The sequence below is a fragment of the Actinomadura sp. NBRC 104412 genome (genome assembly GCF_030269515.1).
In the GTDB taxonomy this organism is placed as follows: Bacteria; Actinomycetota; Actinomycetes; order Streptosporangiales; family Streptosporangiaceae; genus Spirillospora.
In genome coordinates, this window is sequence record NZ_BSTM01000042.1 from 1 (window position 1) to 15482 (window position 15482).

General features: G+C 70.4%; 13 protein-coding genes. 5 read left to right on the forward strand and 8 right to left on the reverse strand.

Annotation, left to right across the window (positions count from 1 at the left end; translation table 11 throughout):
• The first annotated feature begins 168 nt into the window (after nucleotides 1–168).
• The 3 genes from QSK21_RS32700 to QSK21_RS32710 all read left to right on the forward strand — a co-directional run bounded on the left by QSK21_RS32700 (nucleotide 169) and on the right by QSK21_RS32710 (nucleotide 3356).
• Nucleotides 169–711, forward strand: coding sequence for a MarR family winged helix-turn-helix transcriptional regulator (locus QSK21_RS32700; protein ID WP_285701449.1), 543 nt, complete (start codon nucleotides 169–171; stop codon nucleotides 709–711).
• Between the two features lie 100 nt (nucleotides 712–811).
• Nucleotides 812–2005, forward strand: a complete 1194-nt coding sequence (locus tag QSK21_RS32705; RefSeq protein ID WP_285701450.1) for a homogentisate 1,2-dioxygenase — start codon at nucleotides 812–814, stop codon at nucleotides 2003–2005.
• 202 nt (nucleotides 2006–2207) lie between these two features.
• Nucleotides 2208–3356 carry a L,D-transpeptidase gene (locus QSK21_RS32710; protein WP_285701451.1) on the forward strand — a complete coding sequence of 383 codons (1149 nt, stop codon included), beginning with the start codon at nucleotides 2208–2210 and terminating at the stop codon, nucleotides 3354–3356.
• Nucleotides 3357–3384: 28 nt separating this feature from the next.
• Here the strand turns inward: QSK21_RS32710 and QSK21_RS32715 are convergent, their stop codons facing one another.
• The 6 genes from QSK21_RS32715 to QSK21_RS32740 all read right to left on the reverse strand — a co-directional run bounded on the left by QSK21_RS32715 (nucleotide 3385) and on the right by QSK21_RS32740 (nucleotide 10532).
• Nucleotides 3385–4635 carry a DUF4032 domain-containing protein gene (locus tag QSK21_RS32715; RefSeq protein WP_285701452.1) on the reverse strand — a complete coding sequence of 417 codons (1251 nt, stop codon included), beginning with the start codon at nucleotides 4633–4635 and terminating at the stop codon, nucleotides 3385–3387.
• 7 nt (nucleotides 4636–4642) lie between these two features.
• Nucleotides 4643–5974 carry an ABC transporter ATP-binding protein gene (locus tag QSK21_RS32720; protein WP_285701454.1) on the reverse strand — a complete coding sequence of 444 codons (1332 nt, stop codon included), beginning with the start codon at nucleotides 5972–5974 and terminating at the stop codon, nucleotides 4643–4645.
• 8 nt (nucleotides 5975–5982) lie between these two features.
• Complete coding sequence (locus QSK21_RS32725) at nucleotides 5983–6813, reverse strand: carbohydrate ABC transporter permease (RefSeq protein WP_285701455.1); 831 nt, start codon at nucleotides 6811–6813, stop codon at nucleotides 5983–5985.
• The gene (locus QSK21_RS32730; RefSeq protein ID WP_285701456.1) at nucleotides 6813–7745 is read right to left on the reverse strand and encodes a carbohydrate ABC transporter permease; all 933 of its coding nucleotides are present in this window, start codon (nucleotides 7743–7745) and stop codon (nucleotides 6813–6815) included. Before QSK21_RS32730 ends, QSK21_RS32725 begins: the two co-directional genes overlap by 1 nt.
• A gap of 13 nt (nucleotides 7746–7758) precedes the next feature.
• Entirely contained in the window at nucleotides 7759–8916 is a 1158-nt protein-coding gene (locus QSK21_RS32735; RefSeq protein WP_285701457.1) for an extracellular solute-binding protein, read from the reverse strand.
• A 620-nt stretch (nucleotides 8917–9536) separates the two neighbouring features.
• Entirely contained in the window at nucleotides 9537–10532 is a 996-nt protein-coding gene (locus QSK21_RS32740) for an SCO0930 family lipoprotein (protein WP_285701458.1), read from the reverse strand.
• A gap of 237 nt (nucleotides 10533–10769) precedes the next feature.
• Between QSK21_RS32740 and QSK21_RS32745 the strand changes: the two genes are divergently transcribed.
• Together QSK21_RS32745 and QSK21_RS32750 are read left to right on the forward strand one after the other, a co-directional pair.
• Entirely contained in the window at nucleotides 10770–11993 is a 1224-nt protein-coding gene (locus QSK21_RS32745; RefSeq protein WP_285701459.1) for a hypothetical protein, read from the forward strand.
• A 50-nt stretch (nucleotides 11994–12043) separates the two neighbouring features.
• Nucleotides 12044–13117 carry a quinone-dependent dihydroorotate dehydrogenase gene (locus QSK21_RS32750; protein ID WP_285701460.1) on the forward strand — a complete coding sequence of 358 codons (1074 nt, stop codon included), beginning with the start codon at nucleotides 12044–12046 and terminating at the stop codon, nucleotides 13115–13117.
• A 5-nt stretch (nucleotides 13118–13122) separates the two neighbouring features.
• Here QSK21_RS32750 and QSK21_RS32755 read toward each other — a convergent pair whose 3' ends face one another.
• Nucleotides 13123–14625, reverse strand: coding sequence for a DUF7059 domain-containing protein (locus QSK21_RS32755; RefSeq protein ID WP_285701462.1), 1503 nt, complete (start codon nucleotides 14623–14625; stop codon nucleotides 13123–13125).
• A gap of 4 nt (nucleotides 14626–14629) precedes the next feature.
• Nucleotides 14630–15445, reverse strand: coding sequence for an N-acetylmuramoyl-L-alanine amidase (locus tag QSK21_RS32760; protein ID WP_285701464.1), 816 nt, complete (start codon nucleotides 15443–15445; stop codon nucleotides 14630–14632).
• Between the last annotated feature and the right edge of the window lie 37 nt (nucleotides 15446–15482).

Genomic DNA, 15482 nt, shown 5'->3' on the forward strand with positions numbered 1-15482 from the left:
CGCCGCGCCCAACGCACCAGCGTCTCGCGCTCCTCATCGGTCAACCTCACCTCGGCCACCGGCCGACCCCTGCGAGCCATCCAGCAACCCTACATTTCTTCAACGAATTTCAGACGCGGGACACTAGTACACGGTTGAACTATCCGTGCGCGGCGCTAGGGTGACGGCATGGCCGGGGACGATGGGGCAGCCGAGGGCGCGGTGGACTTCTGGTCGTTCGTGGAGCTGGCCGACCGGCGGCTCTCCGAGGAGTTCGGGTTCCGGCACCGGCTCGCCACCCAGGTGCTGCTCACCCTGAACCGCGCGGCCATGATCGTCACCTATGACCTGGAGGCGGCCGTGCACCGGCCGCGCGGGCTGTCGTGGGCCGGGTTCCGGCTGCTGTTCGTGACCTGGCTGGCCGGCCCGCTGGAGCCGCGGCGCGCGGCCACGCTGGCGGGCATGACCAGGGCCGCGGTCTCCAACCTGGCCAAGTCGCTGGTCGCGGACGGCCTGCTGGCCCGCTCGCCCGGCGAGCGGGACGGCCGCTCGGTGCTGCTGTCGCTCACCGACCGCGGGCACGCCACGATGCTGGAGGTCTTCCGCGCGCAGAACGAGCGCGAGCACCAGTGGACGGGCGTCCTCAGCGAGACCGAGCAGCGCATCCTGATCATGCTGCTGGACAAGCTGATCTCCAACCGTGACCAGTTCGACGTGCGCGAGCGGAGCTGATCTCGTCCCCGCACGGGTAGGGGATTGACGGGGGCCGCCCGCCGGAGAGACGGTTAATACATGAACTAGTTTCTCGGACGAGCCGGAGGAGGGGGAAGCGATGGCGTACTACCGCCGGGTCGGTGACGTGCCGCCCAAGCGCCACACCGCGCACCGCGACGGCGAGGGGCGCCTCTACCGCGAGGAGCTGATGGGCGAGGAGGGCTTCTCGTCGGCGTCCTCGCTGCTGTACCACCGCGGCGTGCCCTCGGCTCTGGTGGACTCAACCATCTGGGAGATCCCCGACGTGGCGACCACGCCCAACCACCCGCTCAGACATCGCCACCTGCGCCTGCACGAGCTGTTCCCCAAGGACACCTGGGCGAGCACCGACGTGGTCACCGGCCGCCGGCTGATCCTGGGCAACGCGGACGTGCGCCTGTCGTACGCGGTCTGCACCGCCGACTCCCCGCTCTACCGCAACGCCACCGGCGACGAGATCGTCTACATCGAGTCCGGCGAGGCCACCGTCGAGACCATCTTCGGCGCCCTGCACGCCAGGCAGGGCGACTACGTCATCCTGCCCACGTCCACGACCCACCGCTGGCTGCCCAAGGGCGAGGGACCGCTGCGCGCCTACATCATCGAAGCGACCGGGCACATCGCCCCGCCCAAGCGCTACCTGTCGCGCTACGGCCAGTTCCTGGAGCACGCCCCCTACTGCGAACGCGACCTGCACGGCCCGACCGAGGTCCTTCAGGCCACGGGCACGGACGTCGAAGTGCTCGTGAAGCACCGCACCTCGCGCGGCCTGGCCGGCACCCGCATGGTGTACGCCGAGCACCCCTTCGACGTGGTGGGCTGGGACGGGTGCCTGTACCCCTTCACCTTCAACGTGCACGACTTCGAGCCGATCACGGGCCGGGTCCACCAGCCGCCGCCCGTCCACCAGGTGTTCGAGGGGAACAACTTCGTGGTGTGCAACTTTGTGCCGCGCAAGGTGGACTACCACCCGCAGTCGATCCCCGTCCCCTACTACCACTCCAACGTCGACTCCGACGAGATCATGTTCTACTGCGGCGGGAACTACGAGGCGCGCAAGGGGTCGGGCATCGGCCAGGGCTCGGTCTCGGTCCATCCCGGCGGGTACGCCCACGGCCCGCAGCCGCTCGCCTACGAGCGCAGCATCGGCGTGGAGTTCTTCGACGAACTGGCCGTCATGGTCGACACGTTCCGCCCGCTGGAGCTGGGCGAGGGCGGCCAAGCCTGCGAAGACCCCGCCTACGCCTGGACGTGGGCGGGACGCCACGCCTGAGTGCCCGTCATCCCCTCCCCGCTCGGTGACGCTTTGTTCTCACATCGCAATCACCATCCCCCGGGACGGAGAGGCCATAGCAGGGTATTTTTTCAACATCAATAAATAACGGCCTCTTGTGACGGGTGAGGGGAGCCGGCTCGGCGTGGCGCAGGTGCTGATGGACGGCGAAAGCAGGCGACGTTGGCGGGCCGGAGCGCTCATGCTCTGTGTCTGGCTGGCACTGACCGGATGCGAGACCCAGACGCACCTGGGCACCACGGCGGGCGGTGAGACCACGGTTCCCGCGGCCAAGGTGACGATCACGCCGGCGCAGGGCACCAAGAAGGCACGTCCCGACAAGGGCGTCGTGGTGACGGCCGCCGGGGGGACGCTGCAATCGGTCACCGTGCGGGCCAAGGGCAAGGACGTGCCCGGCGAATTCAACGCCCAGCGCACCCAATGGCGCTCCAAGTGGACGCTCAGGCCGTCCACGTCCTACACGGTGAACGCCGTCGCGAAGAACTCGATCGGCACCGCGTCGCAGGCGTTCAGTTCGTTCAGGACGCTCAAGCCGAAGAAGACCATCGACGTCTCGCTGGACTGGATCCTGGAGAACAACCGGGGCGACACCTACGGCGTCGGGATGCCGATCATCCTCAACTTCGACCGCGCGGTGTCCAACAAGGCGGCGGTCGAGCGGGCCCTGGAGGTCACGGCCGAGAAGCCGGTCGAGGGCGCCTGGCGCTGGATCGGCGACCGGCAGGTCGTGTACCGGACCAAGGAGTACTGGGCCGCGCACCAGAAGGTCACGCTGAAGGCGCGGCTCGCGGGCGTGCGCGCCGCCAAGGACGTGTACGGCACCAGCGACTTCACCCGCACCTTCGAGATCGGCGCGGCCCGGATCACCAAGGTCGACCTGAAGAAGCACCGGTCGGTGGTGACGGTCGACGGCAAGAAGAAGCGCACCATCCCGGTCAGCGGCGGCAACGGCAGCACCCTGGAGTACACGACCACCAGCGGCGTGCACCTGACCATGGAGAAGAACAACCCGACCCGGATGATCTCGCCGGGCCGCAAGAAGGGCGACCCCGGCTACTACGACGAGCTGATCGGCTGGGCGGTGCGGATCTCCAACAGCGGCGAGTACCTGCACCAGACCGCGGGCGAGGAGTACTGCCTGGGCCGCGCCAACTGTAGCCACGGCTGCGTCCGGCAGCCCGCGGGCGACGCCATCTGGTTCTACAAGAACGCCCAGCCGGGCGATGTCGTCATCATCAAGGGCACCAGGCGCAAGCTGGAGTGGAACAACGGCTGGTCGTTCTGGCAGCTCTCCTGGGAGAAGTGGAAGAAGGGCAGCGCCCTCGACTGACGGCGCGCTCCCCGCGCGCACCCAGGGTTCAGTCGCGTGATACCGGGCGGCGCTTGGACGCCTTGTTGGCGGTCAAGGTGAGCTCGTCCGGCACCTTGGGCAGCACGTTCCGGAAGTAGTCACGGGCCGCGGCGGTGGTGCCGACGTCGCGGCCCTTGCGCTCCGACAGGAACCAGCGGTGCTCCAGCACCTCGTGGAAGACCTCCACCTCGTCCAGCCGGTCGCGCAGCTCCTCCGGGATGGCCGCGACGACCGGCTCGTACACCTCGGCGAGCCACTTGTTGGCCGCCACCACCTCCGGGACGGGACGACCGAACTTCTGCTCCAAGTGCCCGCGGAAGGACGCGATGTCGTTCAGCAGGCGGCGCGCCTGGTTCTCCTGGGTGCTGAGCGCGGTACGGGTGTAGAGAAGCTGCCGGTGGTGGCCGGGCTCGGCGACGCAGGTGCGCACACGCAGCCGCGACCCCTCCTCGCCCGCGTCCACCAGCTCGACCTCGTCCACGTCGAAGCCCAGCTCGTTGATGCGGCGCAGCCGCTCCGCGATCCGGTACCGCTGGTCGTCGGGATGCAGGATCTCCTCGCGGGTCAGCTCGTCCCACAGCGCCTCGTAGCGCCGGACGACGTCCTCGGCGATGCCGACCGGATCGACCGAGCGCGGCAGCGTCCCCGCGGCGTACAGGTCGAACAGCTCCCCGGCGATCCGCTCCCTGGCCAGCTCCACGTCGTAGCCGCGCTGCCCGTCGGTGAGGGACGGGTGCAACTCGGCGGTCTCCGCGTCCACCAGGTACGCGGCGAACGCGCCCGCGTCGAACCGGAACAGCGCGTTCGACAGCGAGCAGTCGCCCCACATGAACCCCGCGAGATGCAGCCGGACCAGCAGCTCCACCAGGGCGTCCAGCAGGCGGTCGGTGGGGTGGCCGCCGCGCGGGTTGGCGAACAGGGCCCGGTAGGAGCTGGAGAACTCCAGGAACCTGGTCACCAGGATCGCGTCGGCGCACTCACCGCGGTCGACGACCACCCCCAGCACGTCCACGGCGGGCAGCGCCAGCTCCTTCAGCTTGCGCAGCAGCCGGTACTCGCGCCGGGCGAGCCGCCCGTCCAGCTCCTTCAGCGCGTACACCTTGCCGGACTCGGCGACGAACCGTACGACGTGCCGGGACAGGCCGCGCTGGCGGATGTCCACCAGGCGGTCGTCGTCCCACGCCTCCAGCGGCTCGCGCCAGGGCAGGTCGAGCAGCCCTGCCGCCGGTTCCGCCGGAGGCGCGAAGAGGAAGCGCATCGCGCCGCTACTCGCCCGCGCCGCTCCCCTCACCGCCCCCGCCGGATCCCGCCTCCTTGGAGGCGCCGGCCGCCGCCGTGGCGCCCGTACCGGCGGCGCGCTCGGTGCGCTCCCGCTGGGCGCGGCGCTGCGCCTCGCGGGCCTTGTCGGCCTGCTCGCTCAGCTTCGCCACCCGCTCCTCGTCCCGGGTCAGGTTCTCGCCGGTCTCCGCGTCGAAGATGTGCGCCCTGCCGGTGTCGATCCACAGCTCGGCGTCCTCGCCCGCCGTGATCAGGCTGCCGGCGTCCAGCGCCACCACGGCCTGGGTGCGGAGCTGGTCGCTGTCCAGCTCGCGGGACAGCTCGCGCAGCTTGGTCGACACGATGTCCGGCGCCTCGTACGGCACGTAGGCGTACAGCTCGTTGCCCAGCCACTCGGTGACGTCCACGTGCGCGCGCACCGTGGCGCCGCGGGAGCGCTTCTCGTCGGAGACCAGCGAGGCGTCCTCGAAATGCTCGGGACGGATGCCCACCAGCACGATCTCGCGGTCGCCGATGGCGGCGGCCTTGCGCTCGTCCAGCTCGAAACGGCCCAGCGGCGTGTCCACGTGCGCGTCCGCCGCCGTCGCGGGCAGGAAGTTCATCGACGGCGACCCGATGAACCCGGCCACGAACAGGTTGGCCGGCTCCTCGTACAGCTCGCGCGGGCTGCCGACCTGCTGCAGGACGCCCTTGCGCAGCACCGCGACCCGGTCGCCGAGCGTCATCGCCTCGGTCTGGTCGTGCGTGACGTACACCGTGGTCACCCCGAGCCGCCGCTGCAACCGGGAGATCTCGGTGCGCATCTGGCCGCGCAGCTTGGCGTCCAGGTTGGACAGCGGCTCGTCGAACAGGAACGCCTGCGCGTCCCTGACGATCGCGCGGCCCATCGCGACGCGCTGCCGCTGCCCGCCCGACAGGTTGGCCGGCTTGCGCTGGAGATGCTCGGTCAGCTCCAGCAGCTCGGCGGTCTCGTTCACCCGGCGCTGCACCTCGTCCTCGGGGGTCTTGGCCAGGCGCAGCGGGAAGGCGATGTTCTCGAACACGGTGAGGTGCGGGTACAGCGCGTAGTTCTGGAACACCATCGACAGGTTGCGCTCCCGGGGCGCGACCCTGTTGACGACCTTGTCGCCGATCCGCATCTCGCCCGCGGTGATGTCCTCCAGGCCCACGATCATCCGCAGCAGGGTGGACTTACCGCAGCCGGACGGCCCGACCAGGATCATGAACTCGCCGTCCCGCACGTCCAGGGAGACGTCGTTCACGGCCGGGAACCCGTCGCCGTACTTCTTGACGATGTTCTTCATGGTGATGGCGGCCATGGCGCTTCCTATCCCTTGACGGCGCCGGACGTCAGCCCGGCGACGATCCGACGCTGGAACAGCAGGACGATCGCCACCACGGGCACCGTGACGACCACGGCGGCGGCACAGATGGCGGTGGTGGGCTGCTCGAAGAACGACTCACCGGTGAAGAAGGCCAGCGCCGCGGGCACCGGCCGGGCCCTGTTGGTGGAGGTGAGCGAGATGCCGAAGACGAAGTCGTTCCAGCAGAAGAAGAACACCAGGATCGCCGCGGTGAACACCCCGGGCGCCGCCAGCGGCACGATCACCTTGCGGAACGCCTGCCAGGTGGTGGCGCCGTCGACCTGCGCGGCCTGCTCCATCTCCCAGGGGATCTCGCGGAAGAACGCCGACAGCGTCCAGATCGCCAGCGGCAGCGCGAACGAGATGTAGGGGATGATCAGGCCGGGCCAGGTGTCGTACAGGCCGATGTTGCGCCACAGGTCGAACAGCGGCCCGACCAGCGACACCACCGGGAACATCGCGATGGCCAGGGCGAAGGACAGGATCGTCTTCTTGCCGGGGAATTCCAGCCGGGCGATGGCGTAGGCGACCAGCGTCGCGAACACCACCCCGACGAACGTGGCGATCAGCGAGATCCCGATCGAGTTGAGCAATGCCGCGGTGAACAGGTCGGTGCTGAAGACCGTGGAGTAGTTCTCCCAGGTCCACTCCTTGGGGAAGAACCCCTTGGTATTACCGATCTCGCTGGGGTTCTTGAACGACAGCATGACGATCCACACGATGGGGAAGGCCGACCAGACCAGGATGAGCAGCGAGGCCAGGATCCAGCCCCATTTCGATCGGGTCGACTCCATCAGCGATCTCCTCGTACCTGCGAAAGGTCCACCCGGAACCCCTTGATGAACACGGCTGCGATGAGCACCACCGAAAGGAACAACAGCACCCCGACCGCGTCACCCAGCCCGATGGCGGTACGGGTGATCGTCTGCCGGTAGGTGAGGAACGAGAACACCTCCGTGCCCTGCTGGCCGGAGGTCATGATGAACGGGTTGTCGAAGATCCGCCAGGCGTCCAGGGTGCGGAACAGCACCGCCACCAGGATGGCCGCCTTCATGTTCGGGATGGTCACCCGCCACAGCCGCTGCCAGGCGGTGGCGCCGTCCACCGTGGCCGCCTCGCCGAGGTCGCGCGGCACCTGCGCCAGCCCGGCCAGCAGCAGCAGCGAGATGAACGGTGTCGTCTTCCAGATCTCGGACAGGATGATCACGAAGATCGCCGACCAGCGATGGGAGAACCAGGCGTAGTCGCCGAGCCCGAACCACGGGTTGACGAACCCCGACTGCGGGTCGAAGGCGTACTTCCAGGCGAATGCCGAGATCACCGTGACGATGCCGTAGGGCAGCAGGATCCCGGTGCGGACGGTGCGCCGGCCGAAGATCGCCTGGTGCATCACGGTCGCCAGCATGAAGCCGAGGACCAGCTCCACCCCGACCGTGACCGCGGTGATCACGAACGTGGTCAGCACGACCTGCCAGAACAGCCCGTCCGTCAGCGCGGTGGCATAGTTGGCGAACCAGACGAAACGCTTGTCCTCGGGCGCGGTGAGACGGTAGCTGAACAGCGACAGGTACACCGCGTTGAGCAGCGGATACCCCGTCACCAGCAGCATCACGACCACCGCGGGCGCCGAGAGCAGCAGGCCCATCCTGCGCTCGGCGCGGCTGCGGTCGGAGATCGCCGCCTGCGCCTCCCGGTCGGCGACCGGCGCCTTTTCCACCAGAGTCATCGAGGCCCCTCTCTCAGAGCAGCGCCTGGTCGCGCAGGACCTGACGGACGAACACGCTGGTCTCACCCGGTGTGCTCTCGTTCACCTCGGTGGGTGGGTGCCAGCGGTTCTGTACCGCCCCTGACAGATCGGCGTAGTAGGGGGTGTTGGGACGAGGCGACGAGGCCACGATCGAGTCACGGAGCAGCGGCGCCATCGGGAACTGCTGGAGGATGTCCGGATCATCGAAGATGTCCGGCCGGGCCGCCACGTTGCCCTCGTCGAGCATGTACTGCTTCATGTTCGCGGGTGAGGTGATGCACCGGACCGCCTCCACGGCGACGTCCTGATGCCTGCTGAAGGCGCTGACCCCGATCTCGATGCCGCCGAAGGGCGGTCTGGCCGGCTGGTTCGGGGTCACCTTGGGATAGGGCGCCCAGCCGAGGTCGTTGACGATGTTCGGGCTGATGGCGCCGTCCTCGGCGTCGCCCTGCTCCGCCTGCCAGACATAGCCCCAGTTGAGGAGGAACCCGCCGCGCGGACTGTTGATCGTGGCCCGGGACTGCTCCTCGATGTCGGTGGACAGGGTCGGGCTCGCCACGCCGGACCGCGCGAGCTTGCCGATGATCCGCGCGGCCTCCCGCCCGGCCGGAGAGTCGATCTCGATGGAGGCGCGGGAGCCCCGCTCGGTCTGGCCGATCATGCGGCCGCCGGCCGAGGCGATCAGCGCGTTGATCCACACCACGTAGCCCTCGTACCGGTTGCCCTGGACGCCGACCAGGGTGTTGGTACGGGTGGCCGCGTCGATCAGTTGGTCCCAGGTGAAGTTGGGGTCGTTGGGGTTGATCCCGGCGCGTCTCGCGACGGACTTGCGGTACCAGAGGATCTGGGTGTTGGCCCACATCGGCGCCGCGTAGAGCCTCCCCTTCCAGGTGGAGCTCTGCACCGCCGCGGGGAACACGCCCTGGGTGAGCGGCGTGGCCTCGCCGGGAGTGAACGGGCGCAGGAACCCGGCGTTGGCGGCCTCGGGGACGAAGACCGGGTCCAGGCTCATCAGGTCGATTCCGGAATCCTTGGCCGCCAGCCTGCGGATGAGCTGCTCACGCTGGGCGGTCGCGTCGCTGGGGAGAAGTGAGGTGGTGATGGTGTAACGGCCGCCCGAAGCTTGACTACAACGTTGGGCGATTTTCATCTGGCCACCGTTGTCGGGGTTGACGTACCAGGTGAGCTCGGGGGGGCCACCGTCGTCGCCGCAGGCGGCCAGTCACGCCCCCAGGAGCACTACCGCGAGGGCCGCTCGCAGGCTCCTGGCCCTGCGCCGAACGCCGCCGTACCGGGTCCGGGTTCTGCTTCGCTCCGCCATCGGACCTCCAGAAAGCTCCCACCATGCGGGCGCTTCGCCGGGCCGCATTCCATGGCGGGACCGGATCCCACGTAAACACCCGGCTTAGGAGCTGTCGAGATCTCGGTTTACTACCCGACTAAATCGTGAGAAAAACGCAACGCAATGGAAACGGGAATCTCTTCCGAAACATTGTGATCTTGTGGCATAGGGGCGGCATGGGGTGCGGCCCGCACTCGCGACATACCCCGTCGCCCCACCCTTCCATACCTGTACCGGCACTTCATTACATTCCCGACATAGCTGACGTGCAAGAAGGCGTGGAGACCGCGGACCCCGACCGACCCGCGAAATCTCCACGCCTTCGCCTGTGCGGCGGGCCGTCCGGACCCGTCCGGAGACCGCCCGCCCGTCCCGGAATCCCTCCCATCGCCCCTGTTCGGGAGAATGATCAGGACCCGGGACGAAGCTCAGTAGCCGTACCTCCCGCCCCTGCCTCCGCCATGATCCGGCCCGCCGGTGCCCGTGATGACCCGCTCGCCGCGCGGCGACACGACCCACCACACGTTCTGGACGCCCTGCCCCTCGGTGTCACCCGGGCGGTCGTCCCCGGCGAAGTGGTACATCGGGTGTCCCGCGATGGTGAGCTGGCACCGGCCGTCGTCCTCGCGTTCGATGAAGCCCACGAGACGGCGATCCACGCCTTCGACGCGCAGCCTGCTCCAGCTCGTGAAGATCACCGGCGGCCAGGCTCTTCTGCAGGCACCGAAGCATGTGGTGGTGCGTGGCCGGTCCCGGTCGAACCGGTACATCACCCGTCCCGCGCCATCGGTGACGATCATGCCGAGCCGCGGGTCGCGCCGCACCTTGACCACCGTCCACCCGGCCCGGCGGTCGCCGCCCTCCCGCTGGGGACGTTTCCGCGCCGGGGGCGGCGCGGCCTTCTTGCCGTCCGGCCGGGCCGCGTACCACGCGCCGCCCACGCCCTGCCCCTTGGCGTCCCCCGGCCGCCGGTCCTTGGCGTACGTGTAGAGCGGCCAGCCGGCGAGCGTGACCTGCCACTGCCCGTCCGGGCGCCGCACCTTGCCGACCAGGTCCTCGTCCACGCCCTTCACCTGGACGGCGCCGTCCCCGGCCGGCACCGGCGGCCACGCCTTCGCGCAGGCGTCCACGCAGGTGGACGCGGGCGGCCGGGCCGTGTCCTTGTCGAACCGGTACAGGGTGCGTCCCTTCCGGTCGGTCACCACCCTGCCGAGCCCGCCGACGCTCGCCACCTCCAGCGCCGTCGGCACCGCGGCCGGCGACGGAAGGGGCGGCTGTGACGGCGCCGCGCTCGGGTTCGTCCCGGCGCGGGCGTTCAGCCTGCCTCCGGACCCCTCGTTCCCGCAGGCCGTGAGAACGATCGCCGAGGCCGCCAGGACGGCCACCACGGGCGCCGTCCATGGCCCCCATCGCGAGATCCCCATCTCTGCCTCCAGCCGATCAGCCGATCCGGCCCCCGGGTCGTCGAGCAATACGCGATCGGCACCGCGGCGGGTTCAACACCTTCCCCAGGAGTCCCACCGGCCAGAGCGGTCCGGGGTTCTGCGCGCCGGGCCGGAACAGGGTGAACGACAGCAACGCCGTCGACGTCCAAAATGGACATACAGTCTGATCTTGCTGCCGGCCAGGACAGGGCCGGGACCGCACCCGGGAGCGCAGCCGTGACCACAGGGCCACTGGAGAAGGACTCAGGGCCGCCGCCCGCCGCTCACGGCCGGCCGCTGGGCACGCAGGCGGGTCCGGCGTGGATCGTCCTCCCGGCGCGGGTGATCGCCGTGGTGATCGTCCTGCCCCTCCGCCTGGTCTACGATCTGGCGGCGCTGGCCGGACGTGGCCTGAAGCGGACACCCGGATGGATCGGGCGGATGCTGCGCGCCGCCTACCTGACCCTGCTGCATCCCATCGTCCGGTTGATCGGCATGGGCGCCGCCGCCCTCTGGTCGGGCGTGGCCTGGCTCTGGACGAACCTCGTGTACGGGCCGCTCCGCTGGCTGGCCGTCGTCGCCCTCTGGGGTGGTCTGCGGTTCCTGGGACGGGGCATCGGACGGGCCGCGTCCTGGTTCACGGCGGTGTTCCTCGCGCCGATCGGCAGGCTTCTCGCCGCCATCGTCTCCGGTCTGGCCGCCGGCCTGCGCTGGCTCGGCACGCAGATCGGCAAGATCCTGAACCTGGTTCTCGTCCGCCCGCTCGCCGCCCTGTGCCGGGGCATCGGGTGGGTCCTCAAGCAGGTCGGCCTCGGCCTGTGGCTCGTGCTCAGGGGCATCGGCCTCGGGCTGTGGCTCGTGCTCAAGGGGATCGGCCTCGGGCTGTGGCTGGTGCTGAAGGGCATCGGCATCGCGCTGAGGTTCCTGGGCGAGGTCCTGATCGTCCGACCGGCGCTCCTGCTGTGGCGGTACGTGCTGCGCCCGCCGCTGGACTTCCTGGCCCGGCTGGCACGCGCCACGGGCGCGGCCCTCGTCCGGGCCTTGCACCTGCTGGGAACCGGCGTCTCGGCCGTCTGGGGCATCTTCCTGGGGGCGCTGTTCTGGGCTTGGCGGATGCTCGGCCGGCTGTTCTCCTGGACCGCGCGGATCCTGTTCGTGATCCCGGCGCTGGCCCTGTACCGCTACCTGCTCCGCCCCCTCGGCCAGGCGATCGCCGCCCTGTGGCGGTTCACCGCCCGCGGCCTGAGGTGGCTGTGGCGCACCCTCGTCGTCACGCCCGCCCGCGTGGTGAAGGAAACCGTGCTCGTCCCGGCCGGGCAGGTGCTCCGCGCGGCCTGGCGGGTGACCGTCCGCGACCCGGCCCGGTGGGTGAGCAGGAGCGTGTTGTCGCCCATCCGGCAGACCGTGCGGGACGTCCGGCTCCAGTTCCGCCGCGCCTTCCGCGGCCGCCCCGCGCGCTGACCCCGCCCCATGCGGCCGGGCCGCGCCCGGCCCTGGGACAATCGACCTCGATGTACGGGCTGTTGTTCTCACAGGTCATCTCCCGGGTTCCGGCCGAGACCGCGCACCACTGGACGCTGCGCGGGCTGCGGGCGATCCAAGCGGTGCCCGGCGCGACCGCGCTCCTGCGGCGCCTTCTGGCCCCGCGCGACCCCGCGATCACCGTCCGCGCGCTGGGCCTGGAGTTCCCCAGCCCGCTCGGGCTCGCGGCCGGCTTCGACAAGGACGCGGTGGCCTGCGACGCGCTGGGCGCGTTCGGGTTCGGGCACGTCGAGATCGGGACGGTGACCGGACGGCCGCAGCCGGGCAACCCCCGCCCCCGGCTGTTCCGCCTTCCCCGTGACAGGGCGGTCATCAACCGGATGGGATTCAACAACGAGGGCTCGGAGGCCGCCGGGCGGCGGCTCGCCGCGCGCCGCCCCGGAACGATCGTCGGGGTCAACATCGGCAGGACCAAGGCGGTGCCGGAGGCCGAGGCCGTCGCCGACTACGTCGCGAGCGCCGAACGCCTCGCCCCGTACGCCGACTACCTGGTCGTCAACGTCAGCTCGCCCAACACCCCCGGCCTGCGGAACCTGCAAGCGGTCGAGCATCTGCGCCCCCTGCTCACGGCGGTCCGCGAGGCGGCCGACAGGGCGTGCCGCGAGCGCCGCGTCCCCCTGCTCGTCAAGATCGCTCCGGATCTGGCGGACGCCGATGTGGACGCGGTCGCCGAGCTCGCGCTCGACCTCGGGCTGGACGGGATCATCGCCACCAACACCACGGTCGGCAGGGAGGGGCTGGCGAGCCCCGCCGAACTGGTGAAGGAGACCGGCGGCCTGTCCGGCGCGCCGCTGAAGGAACGCTCCCTGGAGGTCCTGCGCCGCCTCCGGGCCCGTACCGGCGACCGGCTCGTGCTGATCTCGGTGGGCGGCGTCGAGAACGCCGACGACGTCTGGGAACGCATCCGGGCGGGCGCGACCCTCGTCCAGGCGTACACCGCCATGATCTATGGCGGCCCGCTCTGGGCACACCGCACCAACCGGGCCCTGTCCCGCCGCCTCCACGGCAGCGCCTTCCGCGACCTGTCCGCCGCCCGCCCCTAGGTGGGTCAGCCCGGGACGAGCTCGAAGAAGCCGTCGGCGATCAGCTCGGGCAGCACCGCCTCGGCGTGCGCCCGTACCTGACCGGGGTCGAGCGCCAAGAGCCGCGCGATGGCGTCCAGCAGCGGGCCGAGCGGCAGGGTCCCGTCGCAGACCCCGGCGAGGGCGGCCTCGACCGTGCCGACGCCTGCCGCCCGGCGCAGCCGGTCGCTCTGCCGGAGCAGGATCCGCTCCGGGTCCTCGGCTCCCGGTGGTCCGATCTGCTCCTGCACGACGCCGTCCACGGTACGGAGCGGCAGGCCGTCCGCGACACCCTTTCCACAGGCTGTGGAAAACTCGCGGGCGGCGCGGAACCCGTCCAGGATCCGGTCGGCATAGGCGCCCACCGGCTGATCGACCGCGTGCCGGATCTCCTCCACCCGGATCACCGGGCGGTCCGCTCCCGTACGCCGCAGCACGATCCACCCGAAGCCGATTCCGGTCACCTCGTGCCGCTCGAAGTAGTCGAGCCAGGCGTCGTACCGCTCCCGGTACCGGGACGTCCCCGCCTCGCGGGAGTCGCGCAGCCACAGCTCCGCGTACTCCGCCGGGTCTTGGACGTCCCGCTGGACCACCCACGCGTCACAGCCGGACTGCTCGACCCAGGCGCCGACCCGTTCCTCCCAGGGAACGCCCTTGACCTGCAACCAGTTGGCCAGGAACCGGCAATGGCCGCCCTCGTTCAGCAGGCCGGGCGCCTCGGCGACCAGGCGCCTGCAGAACTCGTCACCCGGTAGACCCGACTCGCGGTAGACGTACCGCGTGCCCTCCTCCGGCGGGGCGATGACGAACGGCGGGTTGGAGACGATCAAGTCGAACCGGCGTCCCGCGACCGGCTCCAGAAGCGAGCCCTCAAGGAACTCGACGCCCTCCACCCCGGAGAGGGCGGCGCTCATCCTCGCCATCGCCAAGGCCCGGGGGTTCACATCCGTGGCGGTGACGTGGCGCGCCCGCGAGGCCAGCCACAGCGCCTGGACGCCGCAGCCCGTACCCAGATCGAGGGCGTTATCCACAGGGCTGTGGACGGCGAGCCGCCCCAGGCCGCCGGACGCGCCGCCCGCGCCCACCACATGATCGGGCCGGACGGCGGCGGCGCTTCCCGGCAGCACCTTCAGATCCGAGACGACATAGCCGGCGTGGCCACCGGCCGGGTCGTCCACCGCCTCCAGCGGCTCAACGCGCAGCAGCGCCCGCACCTCCCCACCGGACGCCTCGGCCAGCCCGGCGGCGATCAGCTCGTCCGCGCCGTACCGTCCGGACCCCAGCGACGCGGCGGGAACGGGCACCTGAAGCCAGAACAACCGGACCAGCGCCTCCAGCGGCGACCCCCCGCCGGTCGCCCGCAGCGCCGGAACGATCTCGTCCCGCGCCAGCGCGCCGCCCGCGACCGGGCCGAGCAGGTCCCGGACCCCCTGGACCGTGTAGCCCGCACGCTCCCACGCCCGGCCGAGCTCACCCAGATCAGCAAACATCCGCTCAGCGCGCCAGGTAGGCGGCGAAGCCGTTCGCCAGGGACTCGGCCATCCGCTGCCGGAAGGCGGCGCTCCTCATCTTGGCCGCGTCCGACGAGTTCCGCATGTTGCCGCACTCGATGAACACCTTCGGCACCTTGGACAGGTTGAGCCCGCCCAGGTCGTTCCTGCGGTCGATGCCCCGCGTGCCCCGGTAGGTCGAGAACGGCAGGCCGGTGCCCTCATGGAACGCGTCCCGGATCGCCGTGCCGAGGGTGCGCGACGGCCCGACGATCCGCGTGTTGAACCCCGGCACCCCGATCGGCTCGATGACATGGAACCCATGGCCGGACGCCGGCGCCCCGTCGCCGTGGATGGAGATCGCCGCGTCCGCCTTCGCACGGTTGGCGATACCGGCCCGCTCGGTGATACAGGGCCCCACGCCGACGTCGTTCTCGCGGGTCAGCTTGACCTCGGCCCCGCGTTCCCTCAGCAACTTGGCGAGGCGCTTGGACACGTCCCAGGTGAAGGCGTGCTCGCTGTAACCGTCGTTGGTGGACGTCCCCGTCGTGTCGCACGGCTTCCGCCCGTTGCCCACGAAGACCAGCCGGTTGATCTCCCCAGGGTGCCGGGCGTTGCCGCCGTTGTGCCCCGGATCGATCACGATGACCTTGCCTTCCAGCGCGTTGGACCCTCCGGTCGGGCCCCGTCCGTCCGGCGTCCCGCCTGTCTGCGTGGACCTGGGCGGCTGAACGCTACGGTCCGGTCCGCTGCCCTGATCGGAACCGCCCCCGCACGCCCCCAGCACGCCCAGGCACAGCGCCAGAGCGACCGCGGCCATGCCGTGTCGGTGCGATCCCATGGGCCGACCCCCGTAA

Excerpts from the sequence above, each read along its gene's own strand:
- QSK21_RS32760 (WP_285701464.1), bottom strand. The coding sequence starts at position 15,445 with ATGGCCGCGGTCGCTCTGGCGCTGTGCCTGGGCGTGCTGGGGGCGTGC.
- QSK21_RS32700 (WP_285701449.1), top strand. The coding sequence starts at position 169 with ATGGCCGGGGACGATGGGGCAGCCGAGGGCGCGGTGGACTTCTGGTCG.
- QSK21_RS32740 (WP_285701458.1), bottom strand. The coding sequence starts at position 10,532 with ATGGGGATCTCGCGATGGGGGCCATGGACGGCGCCCGTGGTGGCCGTC.
- QSK21_RS32720 (WP_285701454.1), bottom strand. The coding sequence starts at position 5,974 with ATGGCCGCCATCACCATGAAGAACATCGTCAAGAAGTACGGCGACGGG.
- QSK21_RS32755 (WP_285701462.1), bottom strand. The coding sequence starts at position 14,625 with ATGTTTGCTGATCTGGGTGAGCTCGGCCGGGCGTGGGAGCGTGCGGGC.
- QSK21_RS32750 (WP_285701460.1), top strand. The coding sequence starts at position 12,044 with ATGTACGGGCTGTTGTTCTCACAGGTCATCTCCCGGGTTCCGGCCGAG.
- QSK21_RS32730 (WP_285701456.1), bottom strand. The coding sequence starts at position 7,745 with ATGACTCTGGTGGAAAAGGCGCCGGTCGCCGACCGGGAGGCGCAGGCG.
- QSK21_RS32715 (WP_285701452.1), bottom strand. The coding sequence starts at position 4,635 with ATGCGCTTCCTCTTCGCGCCTCCGGCGGAACCGGCGGCAGGGCTGCTC.
- QSK21_RS32725 (WP_285701455.1), bottom strand. The coding sequence starts at position 6,813 with ATGGAGTCGACCCGATCGAAATGGGGCTGGATCCTGGCCTCGCTGCTC.
- QSK21_RS32710 (WP_285701451.1), top strand. The coding sequence starts at position 2,208 with ATGCTCTGTGTCTGGCTGGCACTGACCGGATGCGAGACCCAGACGCAC.
- QSK21_RS32705 (WP_285701450.1), top strand. The coding sequence starts at position 812 with ATGGCGTACTACCGCCGGGTCGGTGACGTGCCGCCCAAGCGCCACACC.
- QSK21_RS32735 (WP_285701457.1), bottom strand. The coding sequence starts at position 8,916 with ATGAAAATCGCCCAACGTTGTAGTCAAGCTTCGGGCGGCCGTTACACC.